Below are 26,898 nucleotides of genomic sequence, written 5' to 3' on the forward strand. Positions count from 1 at the left end.
CAGCGCGCGTACGATGGCGCCCGTGGAACTGCGCCAGCTGCGGTACTTCGTCGCGGTCGCCGAGGAACTGAACTTCGGCCGGGCCGCCGAGCGGCTGCTCATCGCGGGCCCCTCGCTCTCCCAGCAGATCAAGGCACTCGAACGGGACCTGGGCGTCCGGCTGTTCGACCGCGACCGCCGCAAGGTCTCCCTCACCCAGGCCGGTGCCGCCCTCCTCCCGCACACCCGCGCCCTGCTGGACCGCGCCGACGACCTCAAACGCCGGGCGGGCACCCTGACCGGCTCGCAGTCGGTGCGGCTCGGCTACGTCAACTGGCTTCCCCCCGACCTCGTCTCGCGTACGGCAGCGGTGGCCCAGGTGCACGTCGACGCCTGGGTCGCCCCCTCCCACACGCAGGCCGCGCGGGTCGCCGACGGCAGCCTGGACCTCGCCGTGTGCTGGGTGCGCACCGAGGACCTGCGGAGGCTGGGGCTGCGGGCCCGGCTGATCGGCGCCGACCGGCTCTACGCCGTCGCCAGGGGCGGCGACAGCGGCGACGTACCCGATGTGGCGGCCCGGGACGTCCACGTGCTCATCGACGACGATCTCACCGCCTGGGCCGCCTGGAACGTGTACGCCGAAGAGCTCGCGCAGGCGACCGGCGCCCGTACGGTCCGCATCTCCGACGGCGCGATCACCGGCCCCGCGTTCTTCGACCACGTGCGCCGCTGCACCCGCCCCGTCCTCAACTCGCCCAAGGGCCAGACCAGTCCGCTCCCGCCCGACCTCGTCCGCCGCGAGATCACCGGACCGAAGGTCTACTGGACGTGGTCCCTGGTGTGGCGTGAGAAGGAGGAGCGCGCCGGTGTCCTGGGTGTCGTCGACGCGCTGTGCGAGGGCGTCGGCGACCTCGGTATCCACGCCCCGGACGCCTGGCTGCCCGCCGACGACCCGTACGCGATCCCGGGCTGACCTGCGCTGGGAGGCAGCGCCTTCCAGGCCGTAGGAAGCCGGTCCTTCCGTCTGCCGGTGGACCGGCCTACCTTCCAAATAGTCGACCGGTCGGCTAGTACCGGTCACCGACTCGAAGAAGGTCACCATGAGCACGCAGAGCCAGAAGGTCGCGATCATCACCGGCGCCTCGCAGGGCATCGGCGCCGCCCTCGTCGAGGGCTACCGCAAGCTCGGCTACGCCGTCGTCGCCACCTCACGCACCATCGCACCCCTCGACGACGCGGACGTCCTCACCGTCCAGGGCGACATCGCCGACCCGGCGACCGCGGGGCGCGTCGTCGAGGCCGCCGTGGAGCGGTTCGGCCGCATCGACACCGTGGTCAACAACGCGGGCGTCTTCGTCGCCAAGCCGTTCACCGAGTACACCGCCGAGGACTACGCCACCGTGACGGGCATCAACGTCGCCGGCGTCTTCCATCTCACCCAGCGGGCCGTCCCGCACCTGCTCGCCCGGGGCGGCGGCCACATCGTCAACATCACCACCAGCCTGGTCGACAACGCGGACTCCAGGGTCCCCTCCGTGCTGGCCTCGCTGACCAAGGGCGGTGTGCAGTCCGCCACCAAGTCCCTCGCCGTCGAGTACGCCGGCCGTGGCATCCGCGTCAACGCCGTGTCGCCCGGCACCATCAAGACGCCCATGCACGCGGAGGAGACCCACGAGTTCCTCTCCGCCCTGCACCCGGTCGGACGGATGGGCCAAGTGAGCGACATCGTGGACGCCGTGCTCTTCCTGGAGACGGCGCCGTTCGTCACAGGCGAGATCCTGCACGTCGACGGCGGTATGAGCGCCGGACACTGACGACCTGTCAATTCATCGACCAAGGAGCGACATGAGCAGCTCGACGGACGACAAGGCGATCCTGGACGACGTCCTCGACCGGTGGAAGGCCGGTGTCGACGCCCACCAACCGGAGCGCGTAGCCGCCCTCTTCACCGAGGACGCCCTCTTCCAGGGACTGCACCCCTACAGCGTCGGACGGCGGGGCGTCGCCGAGTACTACGACTCCCAGCCGCTCGGCATGAAGGCCGAGTACCGCATCCTCGAGACGCGGCGCCCCGCCGACGGCCTCGTCCTGGGCTACCTGGACGTCGACTTCACCTTCACCGATCGGCCCACGCTCGCGGTCAAGCTCGCGGTTCTCCTGACCCGGGCGGGGGACGACTGGTACATCAGCCACTATCAGGTCTCCCGCCTCGGCTAGGCCCTCCGGGCCCGCGGCGGGCGTGAAGCGGAGCTGTGGCACCGCTTAAGAAATCCTCGATGGACCAGGACGGCGTCGTACGGCAGATTGCAGGGCGTTTCCACCCCTCGCACCCACAGGAGCCATGCCGTGAAGGCGCTGGTCAAGGAGAAGGCGGAGCCCGGACTGTGGCTCGCGGACGTCCCGGAGCCGGCCGTCGGCCCCGGGGACGTCCTGATCAAGGTGCTGCGCACCGGCATCTGCGGCACCGATCTGCACATCCGGTCCTGGGACGGCTGGGCACAGCAGGCGATCCGCACGCCCCTCGTCCTGGGGCACGAGTTCGTCGGCGAGGTCGTGGAGACCGGGCGCGATGTCTCGGAGATCAACCTCGGCGACCGGGTGAGCGGCGAGGGGCACCTCGTCTGCGGCAAGTGCCGCAACTGCCTCGCCGGGCGGCGGCACCTGTGCCGGGCCACGGTCGGGCTCGGGGTGGGCCGGGACGGGGCCTTCGCCGAGTACGTCGCCCTGCCCGCCGCCAACGTGTGGGTGCACCGCGTCCCCGTCGAACTCGACGTGGCCGCGATCTTCGACCCGTTCGGCAACGCCGTGCACACCGCGCTGTCCTTCCCGCTGGTCGGCGAGGACGTGCTGATCACTGGCGCCGGGCCGATCGGACTGATGGCGGCGGCGGTCGCCCGGCACGCGGGCGCCCGCAACGTCGTCGTCACCGACGTCAGCGAGGAGCGCCTGGACCTGGCCCGCAAGATCGGGGTGAGCCTCGCGCTGAATGTGTCGGAGGCGCGGATCGCCGACGGGCAGCGGGAGTTGGGGCTGCGCGAGGGCTTCGACATCGGCCTGGAGATGTCCGGCCGGCCGGAGGCCCTGCGCGACATGATCGCCAACATGACGCACGGCGGCCGGATCGCGATGCTGGGGCTGCCGGCCGCGGAGTTCCCGGTCGACTGGGCCCGGATCGTCACCTCGATGATCACCATCAAGGGCATCTACGGCCGGGAGATGTTCGAGACCTGGTACGCGATGTCGGTCCTCCTGGAGGGCGGCCTCGACCTCGCCCCCGTGATCACCGGCCGGTACGGCTACCGCGACTTCGAGGCCGCGTTCGCCGACGCGGCGAGCGGCCGCGGCGGCAAGGTCATCCTCGACTGGACCACCTGACTCGACCGGACCGACTGCCTCGACCGGACCAACTGCCTTAGGGACTGACGATGTTCGACTCCGTGCGCGACGACCTGCGCGCCACCCTCGACGAGATCCGCGCCGCCGGCCTGCACAAGCCGGAGCGGGTGATCGACACTCCGCAGTCCGCGACGGTGAACGTCTCCGCGGGCGGCCGCCCCGGTGAGGTGCTCAACTTCTGTGCCAACAACTACCTCGGCCTCGCCGACCACCCCGAGGTCGTCGCCGCCGCCCACGCCGCCCTGGACCGCTGGGGCTACGGCATGGCCTCGGTCCGCTTCATCTGCGGCACGCAGGAGGTCCACAAGGAACTGGAGGCGCGGCTGTCCGCCTTCCTCGGCCAGGAGGACACGATCCTGTACTCCTCCTGCTTCGACGCCAACGGCGGCGTCTTCGAGACGCTGCTCGGCCCCGAGGACGCGGTCATCTCCGACGCCCTCAACCACGCGTCCATCATCGACGGCATCCGGCTGTCCAAGGCCCGCCGTTTCCGGTACGCCAACCGTGATCTGGCGGATCTGGAACGGCAGTTGAAGGAGGCCGCGGGCGCCCGGCGCAAGCTGGTCGTCACCGACGGCGTCTTCTCCATGGACGGTTACGTGGCGCCGTTGAAGGACATCTGCGACCTCGCCGACCGGTACGACGCCATGGTCATGGTCGACGACTCGCACGCCGTCGGCTTCGTCGGCCCCGGCGGCCGCGGCACCCCCGAGCTGCACGGCGTCATGGACCGCGTCGACATCATCACGGGCACCCTCGGCAAGGCGCTCGGCGGCGCCTCCGGCGGTTACGTCGCCGCGCGTGCCGAGATCGTCGCGCTCCTGCGTCAGCGCTCACGGCCGTACCTCTTCTCGAACACGCTCGCCCCGGTGATCACCGCGGCCTCTCTGAAGGTCCTCGACCTGCTGGAGTCGGCGGACGACCTGCGGGTGCGGCTGCGGGAGAACACCGCGCTGTTCCGGCGCCGGATGACGGAGGAGGGCTTCGACGTCCTGCCCGGCGATCACGCCATCGCGCCCGTGATGATCGGGGACGCGTCCGAGGCGGGCCGGCTGGCGGAGCTGCTGCTGGAGCGGGGCGTGTACGTGATCGGCTTCTCGTACCCGGTCGTGCCGCAGGGCCAGGCCCGCATCAGGGTGCAGCTCTCGGCGGCCCACTCCACCGAGGACGTGAACCGCGCGGTCGACGCCTTCGTCGCGGCCAGGGCCGAGCTGGCGGCCTAGTCCGGACGTATTGCGATAATCGATCCCATGATCGAAGCGCGGCGGCTCCACATCCTCCGTGCGGTGGCCGACCACCGCACGGTCACGGCGGCTGCCGCCGCGCTGTATCTCACCCCCTCCGCGGTCTCGCAGCAGCTCACGGCCCTGGAGCAGGAGACCGGCCACCGGCTCGTCGAGCGCGGTGCGAAGGGGGTACGGCTGACTCCGGCCGGCGAGATCCTGCTCAGCCACACCAACGCGGTTTTGGCCCAGCTGGAGCGGGCGGAGGCCGAGCTGGCCGCCTACAGTTCGGGCGCGGCCGGCACGGTCACGGTCGCCTCCTTCGCGACCGGGATCGCCCTGGTCGTGGCCCCCGCGGTGGCCCGCCTGGCATCGACAGCCCCCGGCATCCACCTCCGCGTCCAGGACGCCGAGGGTGACGCCAGTCTGCCGATGGTCCTCGACCGGCAGGTCGATGTGGCGGTCGCCGTGGAGTACCGCGGGGCCCCGCCCGCCGACGACCCACGCCTCGCCCACGTGCCCCTGTACGCCGAGCCCTTCGACGCGGTCGTCCCGGTGAGCCACCGGCTGGCCGAGGCGGGCGAGGTACCGCTGGCCGAGCTCGCCAAGGACCCGTGGATCGGCCCCTATCCTGGCAACCCCTGCCATGACGTCGTGGTCCTGGCCTGCGAGAACGCCGGATTCCAGCCACGTCTGGAGCACTCGTCGGACGACTTCCGCGCGGTGGTGGCGCTGGCGTCGGCGGGCGCGGGGGTGGCGTTGGTGCCGCGTTCGGCGCTGATCGGGATGGACCTCGCGGGGGTCGTCGTACGACCGGTGGACGGGGTCGCCCCGACGCGCCGGGTCTTCGCGGCCGTGCGGCGGGGCGCGGAGGAGCACCCCCTCATCCGTCCCGTGCTGGCCGCGCTCGGAGCCGTTGCCGGCCAATAGGGACTGGCCCGGTTTCTCGTATGTGAGATAGCGTCCCGAATGTGAGACGCGATGAACCCGGCCGTGATCCCGTCGACACCCGCCTCGGCGTCCGACTCGCCGCGCTGCGGGCCGAACGGGGCTGGTCCCTGGGCGAGTTGGCCGAGCGCAGCGGCGTCAGCAAGTCCACCCTCTCCCGCGCCGAGCGGGCCGAGATCAGCCCCACCGCCTCGCTGCTGAACCGGCTGTGCGGGGTGTACGGACGGACCATGTCCCAGCTGCTCAGCGAGGTCGAGGCCGAGTCCGCCCTGCTGATCCGGGGCGCCGACCAGACGGTGTGGGAGGACCGGGCGTGCGGGTTCGTACGGCGGTCCGTGTCGCCGCCGCACTCCGGGCTGCGCGGCGAACTCGTCGAGGGACGGCTCGCCGCCGGCTCCGACATCGCCTACGACCGGCCGCCCGTGCCGGGCCTGGAGCAGCACATCTGGGTTCTGGAGGGCGCGCTCGACGTCACCGACCAGGACGTCGAGCACCACCTCGGCACCGGGGACTGCCTGCGGCTGCGGGTGTGGGGACCGACACGGTTCCGGTGCGCGGGTCCCGACCCGGTGCGGTATGTGCTGGCGGTGGTCCTGCCGTGATCGTCATACGCCTGGACGATGCCCAACTGCTCGACGGCGTGGACGAGTTGGCCGATCTGCTGGTCGACACCGTGGACGGCGGCGCCTCCGTCGGGTTCCTCGCACCGATGGACCGGGCGGCGGCCGTCGCCTGGTGGAAGGTGCGCGTGAGCGCGGTGGCCGCGGGGTCTCTGGCGGTGTGGGCGGCGTACGACGGTCACCGCGCGGTCGGCACCGTCAGCCTGGCCTTCCCCGACAAACCCAACTCCCGGCACCGCGCGGAGTTGGTCAAGCTGATGGTGCACCGGGACGCGCGCGGGCAGGGTCTCGGGCGCCGACTCCTCGGCGTCGCGGAGGAGGCCGCCCGCGCGGCCGGAATCACCCTGCTCCACCTGGACACCGAGACCGACAGCCCCGCCGAGCGCCTCTACGGCGGCGCCGGATGGACCCGCGCCGGAGTCATCCCCGACTACGCGGCCGATCCCGCCGGGGTGCTGCGGCCGACGACCCTGTACTACAAGCGGCTCGGGGCGACCGCTCCGACCAGGTGATTGTCAGTGGCAGCCGCTACGGTGCCTGTCATGCCGGACGCCGAAGACGTACGCCGTGTCGCCCTGTCCCTGCCGGACACGACGGAGAAGATCGCCTGGAGCATGCCCACGTTCCGGGTCGCGGGGAAGATGTTCGCCACGCTGCCCGAGGACGAGACCTCCATCGCCGTGCGCTGTCCGAAGGAGGAGCGCGACGAGCTGGTGCTGGCCGAGCCGGGGAAGTTCTGGATCGCCGATCACGAGGCACAGTTCGCGTGGGTGCGCGCCCGCCTCACCGCGATCGAGGACGAGGGCGAACTGCGGGACATCCTCGCCGACTCCTGGCGGCAGGCGGCGCCGTCCGGGCTGCTCGACGCCTATCCGGAGCTGGGCCTGCCCGATCCGCCCAGGGGGTGAGACGGGCGAAAGGGGTGCGCGACCACCGACCCGAGTGCGGTATGGTTTCTGTGCACGTTCGGCCAGGGGAAACCCCAGGTCAGGCGGGCACCGGGACGTGGCGCAGCTTGGTAGCGCACTTGACTGGGGGTCAAGGGGTCGCAGGTTCAAATCCTGTCGTCCCGACCAGCTTCACGCAGGTCGGAGGCCGTTTTCTCAGGGATGAGAAAACGGCCTTTTCCGTATCCACGGGGCGCCCGTCAGGCGACCTGCGGCCCGCCGTACTCGCTCATCGCGTCGATGAGCCAGCGGGCCAGATAGTCGGCGAACGAGGACCGCGGGAGCAGGCGGTACGTCGGGGAGTCGTCGAGCTGCCAGAGCAGCACGGCGATGGGGCCCACCGTGGTCGACACCGCGCGGCCGGGGCCGAAGGCGCGGGGGTGCAGGTCCAGCGGGCAGCCCTTCTCCAGCACCTCCCGGGCGGCCGGTCCGCTCAGCTCCAGTGTGGTGCGGTTCGCGGAGACGTCCACGACCGAGCCGGCAGCGCCGTCGAGGGCCTGCCGTACCTTCGCGGTCACGGTGCCCGCGTCGGCCCGGGACAGCACGAGCCACTCGTCGGGGCCGAGCCACATGATCGTATGGAGGCCCGGGGCGGCGGTGTCGCCGCACCGGCGGGGGAGTGGTGCCCCCAGGGTCCTGCCGATCCGGTCGGCCGCCGCGGACGCGGGGTCGACCCGCACGTTCACCATCGTGACGAACGGCAGCTCGGTCAGGGTGACGCCCCGGGCGCCGCGGACGGCGGCGGCGTCCATCCGCTCCTGAAGGTGGGACAGGGGGCTCGTGCGCAGGGCCACCGGTCCCTCCGTGATCGGTTCAGCCATCTCGCCGGGTCCCTTCGGGGTCGTAGAGGACGAAGTCGGTCACCTCGACCGGCACCAGGGCCTCGCCCACCGGGGCCAGCAGCGTCTGGCCCTTCCTCGCCTGTCCGTCGGCGACGAGGGCGAGGGCGAAGGGACGGCCCAGGGCCGGACTGTGATAGCTGGAGGTGACATGGCCGAGCATCGGCACCGGCACCGTCTCCAGATCGACGTCCGGCGCGACGAGTTGGGTGCCCTCGGGCAGCCGGGTCGTGCGGTCGGCCGGGAGCAGACCGACCAGTTGCTTGCGGTCGGTGCGGGCGGTGTCGGCGCGGGCGAAGGACCGCTTGCCGATGAAGTCCTTCTGCTTGGAGACCACCCAGCTCATCCCCGCGTCCTGCGGGGTGACCGTGCCGTCGGTGTCCTGGCCGACGATGATGTAGCCCTTCTCGGCCCGCAGGACGTGCATCGTCTCGGTGCCGTACGGGGTGATGCCGTGCGGCCGGCCGATCGCGTCCACCTCCTCCCAGACCGCCAGGCCGTACCAGGCGGAGACGTTGATCTCGTAGGCGAGTTCGCCGGAGAAGGAGATCCGGCATATCCGGGCCGGAACGCCGGAGGCCAGGGTCGTCTCGCGGAAGGCCATGAAGGGGAACGCCTCGGCGGACAGGTCCACGTCCGGCGCGAGCTGGGCGACGACCTCGCGCGACTTCGGGCCCACCACGGCGATCGTCGACCACTGTTCGGTCACCGAGGTGCAGTGAACGTCGAGTTCGGGCCACTCGGTCTGCAGCCACTCCTCCAGCCAGTCCAGGACGCCTGCCGCGCCGCCGGTCGTGGTGGTCATGAAGTAGCGGTTGTCGTCGAGGCGCAGGGTCACACCGTCGTCGAAGATCATGCCGTCGGGCTTGCACATGACGCCGTAACGGGCGGTTCCGGCCTTGAGCTTCTTGAAGGCGTTCGTGTAGATCCGGTTGAGGAACTCGCCCGCGTCCGCGCCCCAGATCTCGATCTTGCCGAGGGTGGAGGCGTCCATGAACGCCACCCCCTCCCGGGCCGCCCGGCACTCGCGCGCCACGGCCGCGTCCATGTCCTCACCGGTCTGCGGGTAGTACCGGGGGCGCTTCCACTGCCCGACGTCCTCGAACTCCGCGCCGTGCGCCACATGCCAGGGGTGGATCGACGTGGTCCGCTCCGGATCGAACAGCTCGCCGCGCTCACGCCCGGCCAGGGCGGCGAAGGCGATCGGCGTGTACGGCGCCCGGTAGGCCGTGGTGCCGATCTCTGCGAGCGAACCGCCGAGGGCCTCGGCGATCACCCCGATCGCGTTGACGCCGGACGTCTTGCCCTGGTCGTTCGCCGTACCGAGCGAGGTGTACCGCTTGACGTGCTCGACCCCGCGCATCCCCGCGCCGGTGGAGCGCCAGACGTCGGCGACGGTGACATCACGCTGGAGGTCGACGAAGTGGCCGTCCCAGGTGCCGGGCTCGCCGTCGGAGGCGGACACCAGCCACAGAGCACGCGTCGGGCCGGGGGCGCGCCGCGCGAGCTCGGCCGGTACGGGCACCGGGAACCCTGCCGCCGTCGCCGCCAGCGCTCCGGCCCGTGACCCCTCGGCCAGACAGCCGTCGAGGTCGTACGTCCCCCGGGCCGCCCCCACGACCTGCTGGTCCCGTACGGCTCCCTCCGGCACGAACGCGGCGAGCCCGTCGTCCCAGCGCAGCCGCCCCTGACGCTGGCTGTGCAGATGCACCACAGGGCTCCAGCCACCCGAGACGGCGAGCAGGTCGCAGTCGAACGACTCCGGCTCACCGACGAGTTGGCCTTCGTGGTCGAGGGCCCGCACGGTGACGCCGGTGAGCCTGTGCTCGCCCGCGGTGTCGACGACCGTGCTGCCCGTCAGCACCCGCACCCCGGTCGCCGCGGCCACCTCGGCGGCCCGGTCGGACAGTTCGGGGCGCGCGTCCACGACGACGGCGACGGGGATCCCGGCGGTGTACAGATCGGCGACCGTGTCGTAGGCACTGTCGTTGGTCGTGCTCACCACGGCCCGTGAACCCGGTGCCACGGCATACCGGTTGAGATAGGTGCGCACGGCCCCGGCGAGCATCATCCCGGGCCGGTCGTTGCCCGCGAAGACCAGCGGACGCTCGTGCGCGCCGGTCGCGAGGACCACCTGGCGGGCCCGGATGTGCCACAGCCGCTGCCGCGAGACGCCTTCGGGGGCGGTCGCGCCGAGATGGTCGGTGCGCCGCTGCAGCGCCAGTACGTAGTTGTCGTCGTACGACCCGAAAGCCGTCGTCCGATGCAGTACGACGACCTCGGGCGCCGCGTCGAGCGTCGCGCGCAACTCGTCGGCCCACTCCCCGTCACCGGACTCGGGCTGCTCGTCGACGAGGATCACGCGGGCGCCGGAGGCGGCGGCAGCGGCGGCGGCCGCGAGACCCGCCGGACCGGCGCCGACGACCAGGACGTCGGTGTGGACGTACTTCTTGTCGTAGACGGCGGGATCCGGAGTGGGGTCGAGCCGGCCCATCCCGGAGAGCGTGGTGGCGGACAGGCCGTCGTACAGCTCGACGGTCGTGGCCGGGAGCATGCCCTCCGAGCACGAACCGCCCAGCTGCACCAGGGCGTTGGGTTCCTCCACTCCTGCGGAGACGATGCCGCGCGGGCGGCTCCGGTAGAGCGAGGGGGCGACCTCGACGAGACCGTTCGCCAGCATCGCGGAGGCGAGGGTGTCGCCGGGGTGGCCGGTCAACTCCCGTCCGTCGACGGTGAATCGCAGCAAGGTGCCGCGGTCGACTCGGCTGCCTCGCGGCAGCCGGAAGCGCTGGTCGGTCATCGGGTCCCTCCCGGGCGTTGCTCGTCGGGCCGGTACGAGGTCAACACCTCGTGGGTGGCGGTGTCGCGCAGGACGTTGAACCAGCGGCGGCAGCCGATGCTGTGCATCCACCGTTCCGCGAAGGGGCCCTTGGGGTTGTCGCGGTAGAAGACGTACTCGGCCCACTGCTCGTCGCTGAGATCGGCGGGGGACTCGGGGTGGGGGACATGGGCCTGACCGCCGTAGTGGTACTCGGTCTCGTTCCGCGGTCCGCACCATGGGCAGGTGATCAGCAGCACGGCGTTCTCCTCAATGCCTCAGTGGGCCACGGCCGCGGCGCCGTGCTCGTCGATCAACGCGCCGGTCGTGAAACGGTCGAGGGCGAAGGGAGCGTTCAGCGGATGCGGTTCGCCCGTGGCGATGGTGTGCGCGAAGGTCCAGCCGGCCGCCGGGGTGGCCTTGAAACCGCCCGTCCCCCAGCCGCAGTTGACGTACAGACCCTCGACCGGCGTGCTGCCGATGATCGGTGAGGCGTCCGGAGTGACGTCGACGATGCCGCCCCAGGTGCGCAGCACATGCGCCCGCGCGAAGATCGGGAACAGCTCGATGGCGGCGGCCATCTGCTGCTCGATCACATGGAACGAGCCGCGCTGGCCATAGCCGTTGTACGAGTCGACGCCCGCGCCCATCACGAGCTCGCCCTTGTGGGCCTGGGAGACGTAGACGTGCACGTGGTTCGACATGACGACGGTCGGGTGCACCGGCTCGTGCAGCTCGGAGACCAGCGCCTGCAACGGGTGGGACTGCACGGGCAGCCGTACGCCCGCCCGCTCGGCCAGCACGCTGCTGTGCCCGGCGGCCGCGAGACCGACCCGGCCGGCGTGGATGCGGCCGCGGTTGGTGTCGACGCCCACGACCCGGTCGCCGTCCATGAGGAAGCCGGTGACCTCACAGCCCTGGATCAGGTCCACGCCCAGCTCGTCGGCGCGGCGGGCCAGCGCCCAGGCGACGTGGTCGTGCTTGGCGATGCCGGCCCGGGGCTGGAAGGTGGCGCCGAGCACCGGGTACCGGGTGCGGGACGAGACGTTGAGGATGGGGCAGACCTTGGCGACCTCGTCCGGCTCCAGCCACTCGGCGTCGACCCCGTTGAGGCGGTTGGCGTTGACGCGGCGCACGCCCTCGCGGACGTCCTGCGGGGTGTGCGCGAGGTTGAGGACGCCGCGCTGGCTGAACAGGAAGTCGTACTCCAGCTCCTCCGGGAGCCGCTCCCACAGCTTCAGCGCGTGCTCGTAGATCGCCGCGCTTTCGTCCCACAGGTAGTTGGAGCGGATGATCGTGGTGTTGCGGGCCATGTTGCCGCCCGCGAGCCAGCCCTTCTCCAGGACGGCCACGTTGGTGATGCCGTGGTTCTTGGCGAGGTAGTAGGCGGTGGCCAGACCGTGCCCGCCCGCGCCGACGATGACGACGTCGTACGAGGAACGCGGCTCGGGGTTGCGCCAGAGGAAGTCCGGGTGTTCCGGCAGCGGTTCGGCGGTCATGCCGGGCCTCCGTCGAGGTGCGGGTAGAGCGGGAACGCGGTGGCGAGCTTCTCGACCCGGGCGCTCAGTTCGTCGCCCGGCCGTTCGCCCTTCAGGGCCTCGGCGATGATGTCGGCGACCTCGCGGAACTCCGTCTCGCCGAAGCCGCGGGTGGCCAGGGCGGGCGTACCGATCCGCAGGCCCGACGAGACCATCGGCGGGCGTGGGTCGAAGGGCACGGCGTTGCGGTTGACGGTGATGCCGACGCGGTGCAGCCGGTCCTCGGCCTGCTTCCCGTTGAGCTCGGAGTTCCTCAGGTCCACCAGGACCAGGTGGACTTCGGTGCCGCCGGTCAGCACGGTGATCCCGGCCTCGGCGACGTCGTCGGCCAGCAGCCGGCCGGCGAGGATCTTCGCTCCCCGCAGCGTGCGCCGCTGGCGCTCCTTGAACTCATCCGAGGAAGCCACCTTGAAGGCCACGGCCTTCGCCGCGATCACGTGCTCCAGCGGGCCGCCCTGCTGGCCCGGGAAGACCGCCGAGTTGATCTTCTTGGCCAGGCCGGCCCGGCTGAGGATGACACCGCCGCGCGGGCCGCCGAGGGTCTTGTGGGTGGTGGTCGTGACGATGTCGGCGTACGGCACCGGGCTCGGGTGGAGGCCTGCGGCCACCAGACCGGCGAAGTGGGCCATGTCCACCAGCAGATACGCGCCCACCTCGTCGGCGATCCGGCGGAACTCGGCGAAGTCCAACTGCCGGGGGTAGGCCGACCAGCCCGCGACGATCATCTTGGGCCGGTGGGCGAGGGCGAGCTGTTCGACCTCGTCCATGTCGACGCGCAGGTCGGACTCACGCACGTGGTAGGGCACCACGTTGTACAGCCTGCCGGAGTAGTTGAGGCGCATGCCGTGGGTCAGGTGCCCGCCGTGCGCCAGGTCCAGGCCGAGGATCGTGTCGCCGGGCTTGAGCAGGGCGAACATCGCGGCCGCGTTGGCCTGGGCGCCCGAGTGCGGCTGGACGTTCGCGGCCTCGGCGCCGAAGAGCTCCTTCACCCGGTCGATGGCCAACTGCTCGATGACGTCGACGTGTTCACAGCCGCCGTAGTAGCGGCGGCCCGGGTAGCCCTCGGCATACTTGTTGGTCAGGACCGAGCCCTGGGCCTCCATCACGGCGGCCGGGGCGAAGTTCTCCGAGGCGATCATCTCGAGGGTGGACTGCTGGCGGTGCAGTTCGGCGGCCACGGCGGTGGCGACATCCGGGTCGAGCTCGCTGAGGGGCAGGGAGAGCGTGGAGGCGGGCGTGGTGAGCGACGTACTCGTTGCCATCTGTGCACCATCCTGAGAGCCAGCTAAAGAGCAACTGATATATCAGCCTGTGCGGTAAGGTATGGGAGCTCGCCGCACAGGTCAAGGGGGCATCCATGCAGCAGGTCGCGACCGAGATCGAGGAGCTGTCGCTCGCCGAGCGCGCGTACCGCGCCATCCGGGACCGGCTCGTCATGCTGGAGATCCGGCCCGGCGCGCCGATCAACGAGGAGCAGCTGGGGCAGTCCCTCGGCGTCGGACGCACGCCCGTGCGCGAGGCGCTCAAGCGGCTCCAGTACGAGCGCCTGATCACGACCTACCCCCGCCGCGGCACCTTCGCCACCGAGGTCAACATCACCGACCTGGCGCACATCTCCGAGGTGCGCCAGGAACTGGAACCCCTGGCCGCGGCGCAGGCCGCGCGGCGCGCCACGGCCACCGACCGGGCGAACCTGACGGCCCTGCGGCGCGAACTCGACACCGCCGGCACTCCCGGGCGGGACTCCGCCGAGCTCATGCACCTGGACCTCCAGGTCCACCGAGCCATCTACACCGCCACGCACAACCCCTACCTGGAGGACACCCTCGTCCGCCACGACAATCTGGCGACCCGCATCTGGTGCCTGTTCGTGGACCGGCTCGACGACATGGCCGGCCACGTAGAGGAACACGGACCGCTGATCGAGGCGATCGTCGCCGGTGACGCCGACACGGCGGCGCGGCTCGCCCGCAGCCACGTCGTGGGCTTCGAACAGGCGATCCGCGAGGCGATCTGAGACCGGCGGGTCTCTGCGGAGGCCCCTCCGGGGGTGCGCGGCCGACTCCGGGTGCGAGCCCGTCAGGTTGGGGGCGTACGTTGTCATCCGGCGTCTGTGGGCGGGCAGTTGAGAGGACTACGGAAGTGACGGGAAGTCTGTCTCGTAGGGCGGTGCTGGGCGGCATGGCCGGTGGGGCCGCCCTGTTGGCTGCGGGAGCCGGGTCGGCCGCGGCCGCCGGACCCGTCCGGGAGCCGTATGTCCCGCTGACCGTGGACGGTGGGGGCGGCCCGGAGGGCACGGACCGCGTCCATGTGCTGAAGGTCGGTCCCGACACGGCCCGCACGGTGCTGGTGATGGTCCCGGGGATGTTCGGGGCGGCGAACGACTTCCGGTGGGCGGCCCGGGACCTCGTCGCGGCCGTGCCGGGAGTGCAGGTATGGGCGTTCGACCGGCGGGAGGAGAACCTCGCCGATCGTTCGGGCTTCCGCACCGCCGACCCGGCCGCGTACTACCTCGACGGTCACTACCGTTCGCAGGACCCCGCGGCCTCCGCCTTCGCCGCCGGGTGGGGCCTGACCCGCACGCTGGAGGATCTGCGCGCGGTCGTACGGGCCGCCGCCCGGGGTGGCCGCCGAGTGGTGCTCGGAGGCCACTCATGGGGAGCGACCACCGCGATGGCCTACGCAGCGTGGGACTTCGACGGCTGCCCCGGGTACCGGGACGTGGCCGCCCTGGTGCTGGTCGACGGCGGAGTGCGCGGCGCGTTCGACGGCACGGGGGAGCCGGTCGCCGACTCGCCGGAGCAGGTGAAGGAGCGGCTGGCGGCCATCGAGGGCGGCGCGGTCTTCGACATGACCCTGAGCGCCGTGGGGCTGGGTGACCGGGCGGAGAGCACCCAGATCTGGTACCAGCTCGCGGGCTGGTACGCCCAGCGCGACCCGGACGGCCCCTCGGTCCTGCAGCCCCGCATGCCCGACGCCCTGCGGCCGCCGGTCCAGGTGACCAACGCGGGCCTCCTGGGCACCCTGGTGGACGCCGGCATCGGCTGGCCGAACGACATCAGCGTGCACTCGGGACATCTCGCCGACAGCGGCGAACCGCGCGGCTGGGTCGACGACGGCATCACCCCCATCGACCGGGTCGCCACCGCGTACGCGGGCGGCCCCGAACCGGCCGTATGGGAGTGGTACTGGCCGGCCCGGCTGTCGGTCGACCTCGACGTCACCGACTCCTACGCCGACACCGACACGGCCCGCTCGCTGGGCCTGCGGCTGAAGCACGCCGCAGGCCTCGACGTCCCGCTGTACGCCTTCCAGACGAGCTACGCCAAGGGAACGATCGTCTCGGCGGCCCGCCAGGTCGTGGCCGACTCGCGCATCCCGTACGCGACGTACGGGACGGACAACGGGATGAACCACCTCGACCCGCTGTTCGCCGCCCCGCAGCACAACACGTTCACCCGCACCCTCGCACCGTTCCTCACCGGCCTACTCCCCTGAGGGCGCGGTCTGAGTGACCCCGAGCGCCACCGGGGTGCCGAAGTTCGGAGTGCCGTCGGCGTTCCAGGTGAACTTCTGCGCCCTGGTGGTGCGGTTCATGTCGCAGCCGCCGCTCGCCGAGTTGTTGGCGTGGTAGACGATCCAGTCCTCGGTGCCGTCGGGCGACTTGAAGAAGCCGTTGTGGCCGGGGCCGTACACGCCATTGGCGTCGGACCGCTGGAAGACCGGGTTCGGCGACTTGACCCAGGAGGAGGAGCTGAGCGGATCACCGCCGTTGTAGGTGAGCATCCCCAGCTTGTAGTCGGGTGTGGAGCAGTGGCTGGCCGAGTAGACGATGAACGTCTTCCCGCCCCGCTGAAGCACCTCGGCGCCTTCGTTGACGGCGCCGCCCACCGTTTCCCAGCCGTAGGTGGGCGTGGACAGCACACGCCGGGTGCCGCTCGCGGTCCAGGGGTTCGACAGCGGGCGGATGAACATGGGCTGCGAACCGTTGTAGAAGGTGCCCAACAGATAAAGTTTTCCGTTGAGTTGGAGGATCCCCGGGTCCAGTTCCCAGGTGTTGTCCTGGGTGGGGTCCAGTAGGTCGGCCTTGAAGCTGTAGGGGCCCATGGGGTCCAGTCCGGCGCTCTCCAGCACATGGATGCGCTGGGTGCCGAGGTCGTACGGCTCGCGCCCGGCCGTGTAGTAGAAGTACCACCGCTTCCCGTTGGGCCCGTCGAGCAGATGGAACTCCGGTGCCCACATCGTGCCCGCCCCGTTGGGCCGGGTCAGATTGAAAATCACCTGGTCGGAGGCAGTGGCGAGCCCAGCGAGGGTGCTCGCCCTGCGCATGGTGACCGTCGAGTTCCAGGTCGTGGTGGCGAGGTAGTAGGAGCCGTCGTAGTACGTCAGCCAGGGGTCGGGCCCGTGCTGGGAGAGCGGGTTGGTGAAGGTGCCCGGTCCGGTGCCGCCGCCGGTGAAGGCGGGCAGTCGCCACACCCGGCCGCCGCTTGTGGCGCACGGCAGTTGGACCAGGTTGGTGTTCGGGGCCGACGCACCACCGCTCGGCGCGACGCACTTGCCGGAGCCGACCGACACGAGGTTGAAGGTCCTGTCGGTGCCCGCGACCGTCACCGGGACGAGCCGCCACTGCTGGTTAGTCCCGCCGTGGCAGGGCCACTGGATGATCGCCGCGTTGTCCGCCGTGGAGGCGCCGCTGACGTCGACGCACTGACCGGACCGGGTGGTGATCGTGTACGTGTCGCTCGTAGCGGAGACGGGCGTGAAGGCGATGTTCTGGTCGGCGCCCGACGAGCAGGTGAACGCCCGGAGTTGAGCCCCCGCGGTCGTCGAACCCGCGGGCAGGTCCAGGCAGTTGCCGCCACCCTGGTTCACGGCCGTCGAGGTGAAGGTGACGGCGGCGGACGCGGGCGGTGCGACGAGCAGGGCCGTTGCCAGGACGAGCAGGGCCAGGAGGATTCTGGATCTGGTCACGGGCCGTACACCTTCGCTTCGAGGAGGCCGACTGAGTTGCTGCCGTTGCTCGTGAGCAGCACTCGTAGCCGGGTGGTGTCGGTGGCGGTGAAAGTGACGCTGTCGTACTGGTCCTTGGCCAGCGGATAGCCGCTCGCGCCGGGCACGTCGACGTACGCGCTGCCGTTCCAGTACTGGAGCTTCCAGGAGGCGGGCAGGTCGATGCCCTGGTCGTCGTCGAAGAAGTACACCTCGGCCTTGTTCAGGGTCTTCGCCGTCGGCCAGGTCAGCTCGGCCCACTGCTGGCCCGTCTCCGGCCAGGTGCCCCAGCGCGGGTTGACGGTGTCGTTGGACGAGGGCGGATCGATGCCGTCGTTGACCGCGGCGACACTCTCCCAGGAAGAGGTGTACGACGCCGAAGCCGTCGCCGATGCCGCCTGGTTGGCCGGTGGCCGGCCCCCGCCCCGGTTGAACACCTTGACCTCGGTCAGGCCCGTCCTGGCGCCGGACGCGTTGGTGGCCAGGACACGCACGCGCTGGGCGCTGATCGCCGGGAACCTCACCAGGTTGTAGTTGGCGCGCGGTGCCGCCGGACTCCTCGTCTGGCTCGGGGCGTCCACCCATGAACTGCCGTTGTAGTACTGGACCGTGTACGCCGACGGCGCCCGGTAGGTCGTACTCGCCGGGCGGCTGTCCTTGAAGTACAGGCGCACCTCGTCGAGCGTGCGGGCCGTGCCGAGGTTCAGCTCGTACCAGTCCTGGGCGGCCGATCCGCCGGCGCCCCAGAACGGTTCGTTGGTGGGGTAGCCGTCGACCGCCGCGCCCACCGTGCTGCCGGAGCCGGTGGAGGAGGCGGACACGGTCGCCCCGGCGGCCAGGTTGGTCAGATCGGCGGTGAGGTCGACGCCGGCCTTGGCGAGCATGTCCACCATGCGCGGGCTGTCCTGCACGACCTGGTTCGGCGCCTTGAGCCCGGAGACGGCCGTGTGATGGGTGACCGTGCCGCTCGTGGTGACGTCACCGGTGGCCGGATCCCAGGTGAACGGCACCAGCGAGCCGACCGTGGCCACCCGGTTGCCGTTCACGTAGATCGAGTAGCCCTCCGGGATGCCCGGGTATCGCACCACACCGTCGGCCGGGTCGTCCCAGACGATCGAAAGGTCGGCGCCCCGGTAACGGAGGTTGTTGACCGTGAAGTGGTCCCAGCCGATGTCGATGGGGGAAAGCTCCACCTTGGCGTCGTTGCGCGGCCGCAGTCCCGCCACGTCCTCGATGACGGTCCAGTTGCTGCTGCCGAGGATGTTGTGGTGGATCCAGGAGCGGTAGTCGATGCCGCTGCCGTTCCAGTCCGCCCAGAACTCGTTGGCGTCTGGCCACCGGGTGTCGCCGCCGACGTACTGCGCCCAGGCGTTCCAGTAGAGGAGCTTCTTGTAGTCCGTCGCGTTCATCCAGGAGTTGGGATAGTTGCGCAACACCGAGGAGTAGAGCCGGAACTGGACGGTGGAGTTGATCGTCGAGAAGTTGTTGGAGCCGGGCTCATCCGCGTCGGCGGCCGCCTTCTTGTCGGCCTGGTTGGCCGTGTAGAACGGGAAGACCGGGTACTGGGCGGGGTCGTCGTACAGCCGCAACGCCTGCTTGTACGTGGCCGTGTTGGGGACCGCGCCGACCGAGAACGGGTAGTAGTTGTTGATCTCCTTCCAGGGCACCCACTCGTTGGTCGACTTCAGCCGGTGCTCGAACAGCTGCCTGTTGGGGTTCCACAGCACGTTGACGATGGCGTCCTTGATCTGGTTCGCCAGCGTGCGCATCTCCGCCGCCTTGGCGGTGTTGCCGGTCGCCTCGTAGGCCTGCGCGGCGGCGAGGGCACCGCTGTACTGGTAGGCGGACTCGGCGCGGTCCATGTTCCCGGGCTTCCAGTGGAAGGAGACCGCGTCGGCGTCGTTGCCGGTCAGGGCGCCCCAGTCGTACTCGATCAGCTTGTTGTTGTCGTGGTCGTAGTAGGCGAGCTGTCCCTTCACGTCGCCCTCGGCGTAGTGGGCGAGCTGGGCGGCGATGGCCGGCTGGCCGCCGTGGATCTGGTAGCTCTTCCACGCCGCCTCGGCGATGTACTGGGTGTAGCTGTTGGACCAGTTCTCCGGGTCACCCGGGTTGTCGAGGAAGCGCCCGCCCTTGGACACCTGGCCGACGCTGAGCCAGTCCCCGTACGCGTAGGCCGGGTTGCGCAGGTACTTGAGGTCGTCGATGTGCATCGGCTGGGTCAGCGCGATCGCGTTGTTGTAGCCGAGGACGCCCTCGGTGGAGGTCGGGAACTGGAAGGTCTGCCCGGGGATGTCGGCGTCGAGGTTGTTGAAGCGCATCAGCCACCAGCGGTAGTAGATGTTCTTCTTGATCGCCGGCTCCGGTACGTCGATGTAGGGCACGTTCTGTGCCCACCACAGGTTGTAGGCCCGTACATGGGTCGCGAAGGCGGTCGCGGGGGAGTAGCCCGCGTAGGCCTGGTATTCGCTGAGCGACTCGGGGATCTCGTCGGTGACGAAGCCCATGACCACCTTGGTGGTCACCGTGGCCCCGGCCGCGATCGTCACCGACCGGTTGAGGCCGCCGCCGGACGCGCTGAAACCGTCGCCGGTGAGCCGGGGCCGGATGGTGGTGAGGTTGTTGTAGGCGTTGACCTGGCCGGTCAGTTCGCTGCCGGTGCCCGTGGTGGCGTACGGCGAGGTCGCCCGCAGTTGCAGGGTGGTCGGGCTACTGCCGTTGTTCTTGATCGAAAGGTTCGTCACGGCGACGTTGTTGTCGGTGATGAACTTGGTCTGCTCGACCGAGACCGAGCCGCTGGTGTGGACGCTCCTCCAGTGGCTGGGCGTCTGACGGCGTTGGGAGACCTGTTCGGTGAAGGTGCCCGGGGTGATCGCGACCGTGTAGGCGCTGTTGTCGTTGATGCTCTCCCAGTAGGCGACCTTGCCGGCGAAGCCGAGCCGGGCCGGGTCGTGCTCCTTCATGAAGAGCGCCCGTCCGCGGCTCATCAGCCAGGGTCCGGACGGGTCGTCACCGGTGCGGGCCAGCAGCCGGTCCATCCAGAAGTCGGTGCCCGAGCTCTCCGCGTCGTAGATGGCCCGCATCATGTCGCCGGTGGTCTGGGCGACGGGCGGGGCGGGGATCGCGGGCCCGGTGAAGGCGGGGAACCCGATGGTCTGCGCGGCCCGGGCGGGAGCCGCGAGGGAGACCGAACACAGGAGGAGGGTCAGGATCACGATGATGCGCTGGGGGACGGTCCCGGTTCGTCTTCGCGGCGCAGTTCGTCTTCGCATCGGATGCTCCCCTTTGCTGAAACGACCTAAAAGGTTTTCGCAACGTAGGAGCGAGCTGATGGAGTGTCAAGAGAGGTCGCTGATGGCGGAGTTCGGCGACCGTATGGTTCAGGACAGATGAGCCGTGGATCCCCGGATCACCACCCGGCACGGCAGCGTCTCCACCCCCGAGCGGGGAATGCCGTCGATCGCACCGAACAGTGCCTGGGCGGCCGCCCGCCCGACCTGCTCCAGGTTCATGTCGACGCTCGTCAGCGGCGGCCGGGAGGCCGAGGTCAGGACCTGCCAGTTGTCGAAGCCCATGACCGCCACGTCCTCCGGTACCCGCTGCCCGCGCTCCCGCAGGACCTCGATGACCCCGCGCGCGATCTGGTCGCTGCCGCACAGCACCGCGTCCACGTCGGCGTGCCGCTCCAGCAGCATCGCGGTGGCGGCCCGACCCCACCCCTCCGACCACTCCGCGAACCGCGGTTCGCCGACGAAGTCCAGCCCCGCGCCCGCCAGCGCCGCCCGGGCGCCGTCCGCCCGGTCCCGCGCGGCGAGGTAACCCGGGTCGCCGGTGATGTGCGCGATCCGGGTGCGGCCGCAGGCCAGCAGGTGCTCGACCGCGATCCGGCCCGCGTCCACGTTGTCGGGCACGATCGACAGATCCGCCGGGTCGTCCGAGGGGGCGTACGCGTACACGACGGGAACCGGCAGGTCGCGGCCCAGGGAGGGGCGTGGATCGGTCCGGCTGCCCACCACGATCAGCCCGTCGACCCGGCGCCCGAGCAGCGCGCGCACATGGTGCTGCTCGCGGATGGTGTCACCGCGGGCGTCGCACAGGAACACCGCGACCTCGCCCGCGCCGAAGGCGTCCTCGGCGCCCATGAGGATCGGGATGCTGAATCTGCCCTCGAGGTCGCTGGTGAGCAGTCCGACGGTGCCGGTCCGCCCGGCGAGCAGTCCCCGGGCCAGCTGGTTGGGCCGGAACGACAGCCGCTCCGCCGCCTCGATCACCCGCTGCCGGGTCTCGGCACGCACCTGGCTGCGGCCGTTGAGGGCCTTGGACGCCGTGGCCACCGAGACGCCGGCGAGCCGGGCGACGTCGGTGAGGGTGGCGGTGTGCGAACGAGCGGGGCCGGGGGCGGGTGTCATGCGGGGTCTCCTGTCTCGCGTCGCGCACTCTCAACCGTACGCGAGAATTTTCGCCCGCCCACCTGAACTCGTTGTTCTGCGCGGGGGATTGACGGGCAGTGAGCTCGGTTCTAGCTTGACGAAAGCCTTTTCGGCTCGTTTCTTCCGGGTGCTCGTCACGTAGGGGGATCGTCATGGGGAGCCCGTTCGGATCGCGTGGACCCGTCCGCCGACTCGTCACCGCCGCAGTCGCCCTGGCCGCCACCGTCGGCCTGGCCACGGCCTGCGGATCGGGGGACGACGACTCCGGCGGCGGGGGAGGGGGTACAGCGGACGCGAAGGGGGTCGACGACGGCGCCACGCTGACGATGTGGACCCGTGCGGCGACCCGCCCGCAGAGCGAGGCCCTGGTCAAGGCGTACAACGCCCACCACAAGAACAGGATCGAACTGACCGTCGTCCCCACCGACGACTACCAGGCCAAGGTGGGCGCGGCCGCCGGTTCCAAGGACCTCCCCGACCTGTTCGCCTCCGACGTGGTGTTCGTCCCCAACTACACCTCCAGCGGGCTCTTCGCCGACCTCACCGACCGCATCGACGCGCTGCCCTTCGCGGACGACCTCGCCCAGTCGCACATCAAGGCGGGCACGTACGAGGGCAAGAAGTACGTCGTCCCGCACACCCTCGACCTCTCGGTGCTCTTCTACAACAAGGACCTCTACCGTCGGGCGAAACTCGACCCCGACAAGCCGCCCACCACTCTGGCCGAATGGGACCGGCAGGCACGGGCCGTGGACAAGCTGGGCGGTGGCGTCAACGGCACCTTCTTCGGCGGCAACTGCGGCGGTTGCGGCGTCTTCACCTGGTGGCCGTCGATCTGGGCCGCCGGCGATGAGGTACTGAACAAGGACGGCACCGAGGCCGCCCTGGCCTCCGACACCGCCGAGAAGGTCTACGACACCTACCGCGGCTGGGTCCAGGACGACATCGTGGCCCCCGGCGCCCGCGACGAGACCGGTGTGACCTGGACCGGAGTCTTCCCGAAGGGCAAGGTCGGCGTGATGCCCATGCCGTCGACGACGCTGGGCCTGATGCCCAAGGACCTCGACCTCGGCGTCGCCCCCATCCCCGGACCCGACGGCGGCAAGTCGACCTTCGTCGGCGGCGACGCCATCGGCATCTCCGCCACCAGTGACAAGGCTGACCAGGCCTGGAACTTCCTCGCCTGGTCCGTGGGCGACGAGGCACAGGTCGACGTGGTCGCCGCGCACAAGGACGTGGTGGCCCGCACCGACCTCGCCTCCAACAAGTACTCCAAGGCCGACCCGCGCCTGGTCACCATCAACCAGCTGGTGGCGGACGGCCGTACCCCTTACGCCCTGAAGTTCGGTCAGACCTTCAACGACCCCAACGGGCCCTGGCTGACGCTGATGCGCGACGCCGTCTTCGGTGACGCGGCGAAGGTCGAGAAGGACAACGAGGCCGTCACCGCCTCACTGGGTGACTGACCGTGCCCCAGGGCTTACGGCTGAGGAGGGACATGCAGGTGCAGTCGCCGGACCGGGAGGCGGTCGTACCCCCGGTCCGGACGGAACGCCATCACCGCCGCCTGTGGCACTCCCGCACCCTTCAGGGCCTCGGATACGCCACCCCGACAGCCGCGTTCGTCGCCGTCTTCTTCGTCCTGCCCCTTCTCCTCGTCGGCCGGATGTCGCTCCACGACTGGCCGTTGCTCGCCGGCGACCGGGGCGGGAACACCCCGGAGAACTACACGGACGTCACTGACAGCACCCTGTTCTGGCCCGCGGTCCGCTTCACGCTCCTCTACACGGGGATCGTCACCGTCGTCCTCCTCGGCCTCGCGCTGCTCCTCGCGCTGCTGGTGCAGGAGTCCCGCCCCGGCACCGGCTTCTTCCGCACGGTCTACTTCCTGCCGGGCGCCCTCGGGCTCGCCTCCGCGTCCCTCCTCTTCTGGGGCATGTACAGCCCCACCACCGGCCCGCTCAGCCGCCCCCTGGAGAAACTCGGTCTGGTCGACGGCCCGGTGTCCTTTCTCGGCACGCCGAACTCCGCACTGCTGTCGACGGTGTTCCTCGTCGTCTGGAAGTTCGCCGGCTTCTACATGCTGATCCTGCTCGTCGGCCTCCAGCGCATCCCGCACGAGGTGTACGAGGCGGCGCGCATGGACGGTGCGAGCCGCGGCCAGATCTTCCGCTCCATCACCCTGCCGTTGCTGCGGCCGTCCCTCGCCCTGTCCCTGCTGCTGTGCGTGACCGGATCGCTGCTCGCCTTCGACCAGTTCTTCGTCCTGACCAAGGGCGGCCCGGACAACAGCACGGTGACGGTGGTGCAGTTGATCTACCGGGAGGCGTTCCAGCGGCTCGACCTCGGTACCGCGGCGGCCCTCTCGATCATCGTGCTGGCCGCGCTGCTCCTCCTCAACGCCCTGCAGTTCCGCGGTCTGCGGCACGCCGACGAATCATGAAGGGGGACCGCACCGTGCGCACCCGGGCTCTCGGACAGACGCCGTACTACGTCGTCGCCTCCGGCCTCGCCGTCATCTTCCTCTTCCCGCTGCTCTGGAACGCCTGGGCCTCCGTCAGCGCCCAGCCCGGCACCGCCCAGGAGTCCGGCTACGGCCTCGGCAACTACCGCACACTCCTCGACTACGACGCCGGACTGTGGCGCTACCTCCTCAACTCGACCGTCGTCTCGGCCCTCACGGTCGCGCTCACCCTCGGAGTGTCGCTCCTCGGCGGTTACGCCTTCGCGCGGTTCAGCTTCCCCGGCAAGAACCTGCTGTTCCTGCTGACGCTGGCCATCCTCATGGTCCCGTACGCCACCCTCCTGATCCCCCTCTACGTCCTCCTCGGCCGCCTGCACCTCCAGAACTCCCTGCTCGGGCTGAGCCTGGTGCTGGCCATGTTCCAACTCCCGTTCGCCACCTTCATGATGCGGATCTCCTTCGAGGCGGTCCCCCGCGAACTGGAGGAGTCGGCCCTCGTCGACGGCTGCGGCACCGCGGGCGCCCTGCGCCGGGTGCTGCTCCCGGCGGTGCGGCCGGGACTGATCACGGTGGGCCTCTTCGCCTTCCTCGCGGCCTGGAACGACTTCATCGCCCCGCTGATCCTCATCTCCGACAGCGAGAAGGCGCCCCTGCCGCTGGCCGTGGCGAATCTGCGCCAACAGAGCATGGGCGCTGTCGACTACGGCGCCACCGAGGCGGGCGTGGTGGTGCTCGCCGTGCCCTGTCTCCTCGTTTTCCTGCTTCTGCAACGGCATTACGTGCGCGGGTTCATGTCGGGTGCCCTGAAGGGATGACGCGTTGAAGTCGACGTCGAAGGCGAACACGGACCTTGTCGTACCGGTCGCACCGAGTCGCGGTCGGCTACGGCCGCTCGGCCTCGACGAGGTCCGGATCACGGGCGGCTTCTGGGCCCGGCGCAGGGAGGTCAACGCCACCGCCACCCTCGACCACTGCCGCGACTGGATGGAACGCGTCGGCTGGACCGGCAACTTCGGCGCACCCGTGGAGCAGCGGCGGGGACGGGAGTTCGCCGACTCCGACGTCTACAAACTGCTCGAAGCGATGGCCTGGACAGGCACCGGCTCCGACACGGTCACCGAGACGATCGCCTCCGCCCAGGAACCCGACGGCTACCTCAACACCGCCTTCGGCCGCCCCGGCCAGCAGCCCCGCTACAGCGACCTCGAATGGGGCCACGAGCTGTACTGCTACGGCCACTTGATCCAGGCGGGCGTGGCGCAGATCCGCACCCGTGGCGAGGGCGAGCTGGCGAAGATCGCCCAACGGGCCGCCGACCACGTGTGCGCCACCTTCGGCCCCGGCGGCATCGACGGTGTGTGCGGGCACCCCGAGATCGAGACCGCCCTGGTCGAACTGGCCCGGGCGACCGGCGAACAGCGCTACCTCGACCAGGCGGCACTCTTCATCGACCGCCGAGGCCGAGGCACGCTCGCCGACGGCGAGTTCGGCCGCGCCTACTACCAGGACGACCTGCCCGTCCGGCAGGCCACCGTCCTGCGCGGCCACGCCGTCCGTGCCCTCTACCTCGCGGCCGGTGCCGTGGACGTCGCCGTGGAGACGGGGGACGAGGACCTCCTCGCGGCCGTCGTACGGCAGTGGGAGACCACGGTCGCCCGACGCACCTACCTGACCGGCGGCATGGGCTCCCACCACCGCGACGAGTCCTTCGGCGACGACTTCGTCCTCCCACCCGACCGCGCGTACGCGGAGACCTGCGCCGCCGTCGCCTCCGTGATGCTCAGCTGGCGCCTCCTGCTCGCCACCGGCGAACCACGCTTCGCCGACCTCGCCGAGCGGACCCTGTTCAACGTCGTCGCGACCGCACCCTCCGAGGACGGCCGCTCCTTCTTCTACGCCAACACCCTGCACCGCCGCCGACGCGGCACCGTGCCGGCGGCTGACGCCGTGAGCCCACGTGCCGAATCGGGCCTGCGTGCCCCCTGGTTCGCGGTGTCCTGCTGCCCGACCAACGTGGCCCGCACCCTGGCCCTGCTGCCCGCGTATCTGGCGTCCGTCGACGACCACGGCATCCAGCTCCACCAGTACGCGGACGCCGAGATCTCCGTCGACGGGATCGCCCTGCGCGTCCGCACCGACTACCCGTCGGACGGGACCGTGACCGTACGGATCGCCCGGTCCCCGGACCATCCATGGACCCTGTCCCTGCGCGTCCCGACGTGGACGGAGGGCGCCACGGCCCTGCTGGTCGACGCGGACGGAACCCGCCGCACCGTCGCCCCGGGCACGGCGACGGTCACTCGCGTCTTCCGCCCCGGCGACGAGATCCGGCTCGAACTGCCCGTCGTCCCGCGCTGGATCGGGCCGGACCCCCGCATCGACGCGGTACGCGGTACGGTCGCCGTCCAGCGCGGCCCCCTGGTGTACTGCGCCGAGTCGGTGGACCTGCCGGACGGACGGGACGTCGACGCCGTACGGGTGGACACCACCGCCGAGCCGGTGGACGGGCCGGGCGGCACGGTCGTGGCGCCGGGTGAACTCGCCGAGCCGCACGACGAGGCATGGCCGTACCGGCCGCCGGAACAGGGAGAGGTGCTCACTGTGGAGCGGCAGGGGATCGTGCTGGTGCCGTACAACTCCTGGGCGAACCGCGGTCCGTCGACGATGCGGGTGTGGCTGCCCACCACCGGGCGCTGACGAGCGTGTACCT

Annotated in this window: 23 protein-coding genes and 1 tRNA gene; 16 read left to right on the forward strand and 8 right to left on the reverse strand. The window is 70.6% G+C overall.

All coding sequences use genetic code 11. The annotated features are described in order from the left end of the window. Window positions 1-13 precede the first annotated feature (13 nt). The 10 genes from BFN33_RS15810 to BFN33_RS15855 all read left to right on the forward strand — a co-directional run bounded on the left by BFN33_RS15810 (window position 14) and on the right by BFN33_RS15855 (window position 7,242). On the forward strand, window positions 14-952 hold the full coding sequence (locus BFN33_RS15810; RefSeq protein ID WP_069760662.1) for a LysR family transcriptional regulator: 939 nt from the start codon (window positions 14-16) through the stop codon (window positions 950-952). A 127-nt stretch (window positions 953-1,079) separates the two neighbouring features. Then, window positions 1,080-1,793: an SDR family NAD(P)-dependent oxidoreductase gene (locus tag BFN33_RS15815; protein ID WP_069760663.1), complete on the forward strand. Its 714-nt coding sequence runs from the start codon at window positions 1,080-1,082 to the stop codon at window positions 1,791-1,793. Window positions 1,794-1,824: 31 nt separating this feature from the next. Further along, the gene (locus BFN33_RS15820; RefSeq protein ID WP_069760664.1) at window positions 1,825-2,196 is read left to right on the forward strand and encodes a nuclear transport factor 2 family protein; all 372 of its coding nucleotides are present in this window, start codon (window positions 1,825-1,827) and stop codon (window positions 2,194-2,196) included. A gap of 129 nt (window positions 2,197-2,325) precedes the next feature. After that, window positions 2,326-3,354, forward strand: a complete 1,029-nt coding sequence (tdh, locus tag BFN33_RS15825) for an L-threonine 3-dehydrogenase (protein WP_069760665.1) — start codon at window positions 2,326-2,328, stop codon at window positions 3,352-3,354. A gap of 50 nt (window positions 3,355-3,404) precedes the next feature. Then, complete coding sequence (locus BFN33_RS15830; protein ID WP_069760666.1) at window positions 3,405-4,598, forward strand: glycine C-acetyltransferase; 1,194 nt, start codon at window positions 3,405-3,407, stop codon at window positions 4,596-4,598. Between the two features lie 27 nt (window positions 4,599-4,625). Next, the gene (locus BFN33_RS15835) at window positions 4,626-5,528 is read left to right on the forward strand and encodes a LysR family transcriptional regulator (RefSeq protein WP_069760667.1); all 903 of its coding nucleotides are present in this window, start codon (window positions 4,626-4,628) and stop codon (window positions 5,526-5,528) included. A gap of 41 nt (window positions 5,529-5,569) precedes the next feature. Next, the gene (locus BFN33_RS15840; protein ID WP_069760668.1) at window positions 5,570-6,148 is read left to right on the forward strand and encodes a helix-turn-helix domain-containing protein; all 579 of its coding nucleotides are present in this window, start codon (window positions 5,570-5,572) and stop codon (window positions 6,146-6,148) included. Continuing rightward, a complete protein-coding gene (locus tag BFN33_RS15845) occupies window positions 6,145-6,678 on the forward strand; it encodes a GNAT family N-acetyltransferase (RefSeq protein WP_069760669.1) in 534 nt (177 codons plus the stop codon). The genes BFN33_RS15840 and BFN33_RS15845 overlap by 4 nt, the downstream gene beginning before the upstream one ends. 30 nt (window positions 6,679-6,708) lie before the next feature. Continuing rightward, window positions 6,709-7,074: an MmcQ/YjbR family DNA-binding protein gene (locus BFN33_RS15850; RefSeq protein WP_069760670.1), complete on the forward strand. Its 366-nt coding sequence runs from the start codon at window positions 6,709-6,711 to the stop codon at window positions 7,072-7,074. Window positions 7,075-7,165: 91 nt separating this feature from the next. After that, window positions 7,166-7,242, forward strand: a tRNA-Pro gene (locus BFN33_RS15855). 71 nt (window positions 7,243-7,313) lie between these two features. Here the strand turns inward: BFN33_RS15855 and BFN33_RS15860 are convergent. The 5 genes from BFN33_RS15860 to glyA are packed head-to-tail and all read right to left on the reverse strand — an operon-like array spanning window position 7,314 to window position 13,570. Further along, on the reverse strand, window positions 7,314-7,934 hold the full coding sequence (locus BFN33_RS15860; RefSeq protein WP_069760671.1) for a sarcosine oxidase subunit gamma: 621 nt from the start codon (window positions 7,932-7,934) through the stop codon (window positions 7,314-7,316). Further along, entirely contained in the window at window positions 7,927-10,752 is a 2,826-nt protein-coding gene (locus tag BFN33_RS15865) for a sarcosine oxidase subunit alpha family protein (protein ID WP_069760672.1), read from the reverse strand. The genes BFN33_RS15860 and BFN33_RS15865 overlap by 8 nt, the downstream gene beginning before the upstream one ends. Beyond that, entirely contained in the window at window positions 10,749-11,030 is a 282-nt protein-coding gene (locus BFN33_RS15870; protein WP_069760673.1) for a sarcosine oxidase subunit delta, read from the reverse strand. Before BFN33_RS15870 ends, BFN33_RS15865 begins: the two co-directional genes overlap by 4 nt. A gap of 18 nt (window positions 11,031-11,048) precedes the next feature. After that, window positions 11,049-12,269 carry a sarcosine oxidase subunit beta family protein gene (locus tag BFN33_RS15875; protein WP_069760674.1) on the reverse strand — a complete coding sequence of 407 codons (1,221 nt, stop codon included), beginning with the start codon at window positions 12,267-12,269 and terminating at the stop codon, window positions 11,049-11,051. Next, the gene (gene glyA / locus BFN33_RS15880; RefSeq protein WP_069760675.1) at window positions 12,266-13,570 is read right to left on the reverse strand and encodes a serine hydroxymethyltransferase; all 1,305 of its coding nucleotides are present in this window, start codon (window positions 13,568-13,570) and stop codon (window positions 12,266-12,268) included. Before glyA ends, BFN33_RS15875 begins: the two co-directional genes overlap by 4 nt. A gap of 95 nt (window positions 13,571-13,665) precedes the next feature. On the opposite strand from glyA, the gene BFN33_RS15885 reads away from it, so the two are divergent. Continuing rightward, window positions 13,666-14,325 carry a GntR family transcriptional regulator gene (locus BFN33_RS15885; RefSeq protein ID WP_069760676.1) on the forward strand — a complete coding sequence of 220 codons (660 nt, stop codon included), beginning with the start codon at window positions 13,666-13,668 and terminating at the stop codon, window positions 14,323-14,325. 125 nt (window positions 14,326-14,450) lie between these two features. Beyond that, the gene (locus BFN33_RS15890; protein WP_069760677.1) at window positions 14,451-15,806 is read left to right on the forward strand and encodes an alpha/beta hydrolase; all 1,356 of its coding nucleotides are present in this window, start codon (window positions 14,451-14,453) and stop codon (window positions 15,804-15,806) included. Here BFN33_RS15890 and BFN33_RS15895 read toward each other — a convergent pair. The 3 genes from BFN33_RS15895 to BFN33_RS15905 form a co-directional block, all read right to left on the reverse strand. Then, window positions 15,795-17,279 carry a family 43 glycosylhydrolase gene (locus tag BFN33_RS15895; protein WP_069760678.1) on the reverse strand — a complete coding sequence of 495 codons (1,485 nt, stop codon included), beginning with the start codon at window positions 17,277-17,279 and terminating at the stop codon, window positions 15,795-15,797. The two genes, BFN33_RS15890 and BFN33_RS15895, sit on opposite strands and share 12 nt — an antisense overlap. After that, window positions 17,276-20,566, reverse strand: coding sequence for a discoidin domain-containing protein (locus BFN33_RS15900; RefSeq protein ID WP_069760679.1), 3,291 nt, complete (start codon window positions 20,564-20,566; stop codon window positions 17,276-17,278). The genes BFN33_RS15895 and BFN33_RS15900 overlap by 4 nt, the downstream gene beginning before the upstream one ends. Before the next feature lie 108 nt (window positions 20,567-20,674). Beyond that, the gene (locus BFN33_RS15905) at window positions 20,675-21,703 is read right to left on the reverse strand and encodes a LacI family DNA-binding transcriptional regulator (protein WP_069760680.1); all 1,029 of its coding nucleotides are present in this window, start codon (window positions 21,701-21,703) and stop codon (window positions 20,675-20,677) included. A 173-nt stretch (window positions 21,704-21,876) separates the two neighbouring features. Between BFN33_RS15905 and BFN33_RS15910 the strand changes: the two genes are divergently transcribed. The 4 genes from BFN33_RS15910 to BFN33_RS15925 are packed head-to-tail and all read left to right on the forward strand — an operon-like array spanning window position 21,877 to window position 26,885. Next, window positions 21,877-23,190, forward strand: a complete 1,314-nt coding sequence (locus tag BFN33_RS15910) for a sugar ABC transporter substrate-binding protein (RefSeq protein ID WP_069760681.1) — start codon at window positions 21,877-21,879, stop codon at window positions 23,188-23,190. 32 nt (window positions 23,191-23,222) lie between these two features. Then, complete coding sequence (locus BFN33_RS15915; RefSeq protein ID WP_069760682.1) at window positions 23,223-24,167, forward strand: carbohydrate ABC transporter permease; 945 nt, start codon at window positions 23,223-23,225, stop codon at window positions 24,165-24,167. Between the two features lie 14 nt (window positions 24,168-24,181). Further along, the gene (locus BFN33_RS15920) at window positions 24,182-25,003 is read left to right on the forward strand and encodes a carbohydrate ABC transporter permease (RefSeq protein ID WP_069760753.1); all 822 of its coding nucleotides are present in this window, start codon (window positions 24,182-24,184) and stop codon (window positions 25,001-25,003) included. Between the two features lie 4 nt (window positions 25,004-25,007). Beyond that, window positions 25,008-26,885, forward strand: coding sequence for a glycoside hydrolase family 127 protein (locus BFN33_RS15925; protein WP_069760683.1), 1,878 nt, complete (start codon window positions 25,008-25,010; stop codon window positions 26,883-26,885). Window positions 26,886-26,898: the final 13 nt, after the last annotated feature.

The organism is Streptomyces sp. LUP47B (genome assembly GCF_001746295.1).
Lineage (GTDB): Bacteria > Actinomycetota > Actinomycetes > Streptomycetales > Streptomycetaceae > Streptomyces.

What these genes read in the sequence shown, in the direction of transcription:
- BFN33_RS15865 (WP_069760672.1), bottom strand. Translation starts at nt 10,752, where the DNA reads ATGACCGACCAGCGCTTCCGGCTGCCGCGAGGCAGCCGAGTCGACCGC.
- BFN33_RS15900 (WP_069760679.1), bottom strand. Translation starts at nt 20,566, where the DNA reads ATGCGAAGACGAACTGCGCCGCGAAGACGAACCGGGACCGTCCCCCAG.
- BFN33_RS15915 (WP_069760682.1), top strand. Translation starts at nt 23,223, where the DNA reads ATGCAGGTGCAGTCGCCGGACCGGGAGGCGGTCGTACCCCCGGTCCGG.
- BFN33_RS15820 (WP_069760664.1), top strand. Translation starts at nt 1,825, where the DNA reads ATGAGCAGCTCGACGGACGACAAGGCGATCCTGGACGACGTCCTCGAC.
- BFN33_RS15815 (WP_069760663.1), top strand. Translation starts at nt 1,080, where the DNA reads ATGAGCACGCAGAGCCAGAAGGTCGCGATCATCACCGGCGCCTCGCAG.
- BFN33_RS15835 (WP_069760667.1), top strand. Translation starts at nt 4,626, where the DNA reads ATGATCGAAGCGCGGCGGCTCCACATCCTCCGTGCGGTGGCCGACCAC.
- BFN33_RS15860 (WP_069760671.1), bottom strand. Translation starts at nt 7,934, where the DNA reads ATGGCTGAACCGATCACGGAGGGACCGGTGGCCCTGCGCACGAGCCCC.
- BFN33_RS15910 (WP_069760681.1), top strand. Translation starts at nt 21,877, where the DNA reads ATGGGGAGCCCGTTCGGATCGCGTGGACCCGTCCGCCGACTCGTCACC.
- BFN33_RS15905 (WP_069760680.1), bottom strand. Translation starts at nt 21,703, where the DNA reads ATGACACCCGCCCCCGGCCCCGCTCGTTCGCACACCGCCACCCTCACC.
- BFN33_RS15810 (WP_069760662.1), top strand. Translation starts at nt 14, where the DNA reads ATGGCGCCCGTGGAACTGCGCCAGCTGCGGTACTTCGTCGCGGTCGCC.
- glyA (WP_069760675.1), bottom strand. Translation starts at nt 13,570, where the DNA reads ATGGCAACGAGTACGTCGCTCACCACGCCCGCCTCCACGCTCTCCCTG.
- BFN33_RS15850 (WP_069760670.1), top strand. Translation starts at nt 6,709, where the DNA reads ATGCCGGACGCCGAAGACGTACGCCGTGTCGCCCTGTCCCTGCCGGAC.
- BFN33_RS15830 (WP_069760666.1), top strand. Translation starts at nt 3,405, where the DNA reads ATGTTCGACTCCGTGCGCGACGACCTGCGCGCCACCCTCGACGAGATC.
- BFN33_RS15875 (WP_069760674.1), bottom strand. Translation starts at nt 12,269, where the DNA reads ATGACCGCCGAACCGCTGCCGGAACACCCGGACTTCCTCTGGCGCAAC.
- BFN33_RS15885 (WP_069760676.1), top strand. Translation starts at nt 13,666, where the DNA reads ATGCAGCAGGTCGCGACCGAGATCGAGGAGCTGTCGCTCGCCGAGCGC.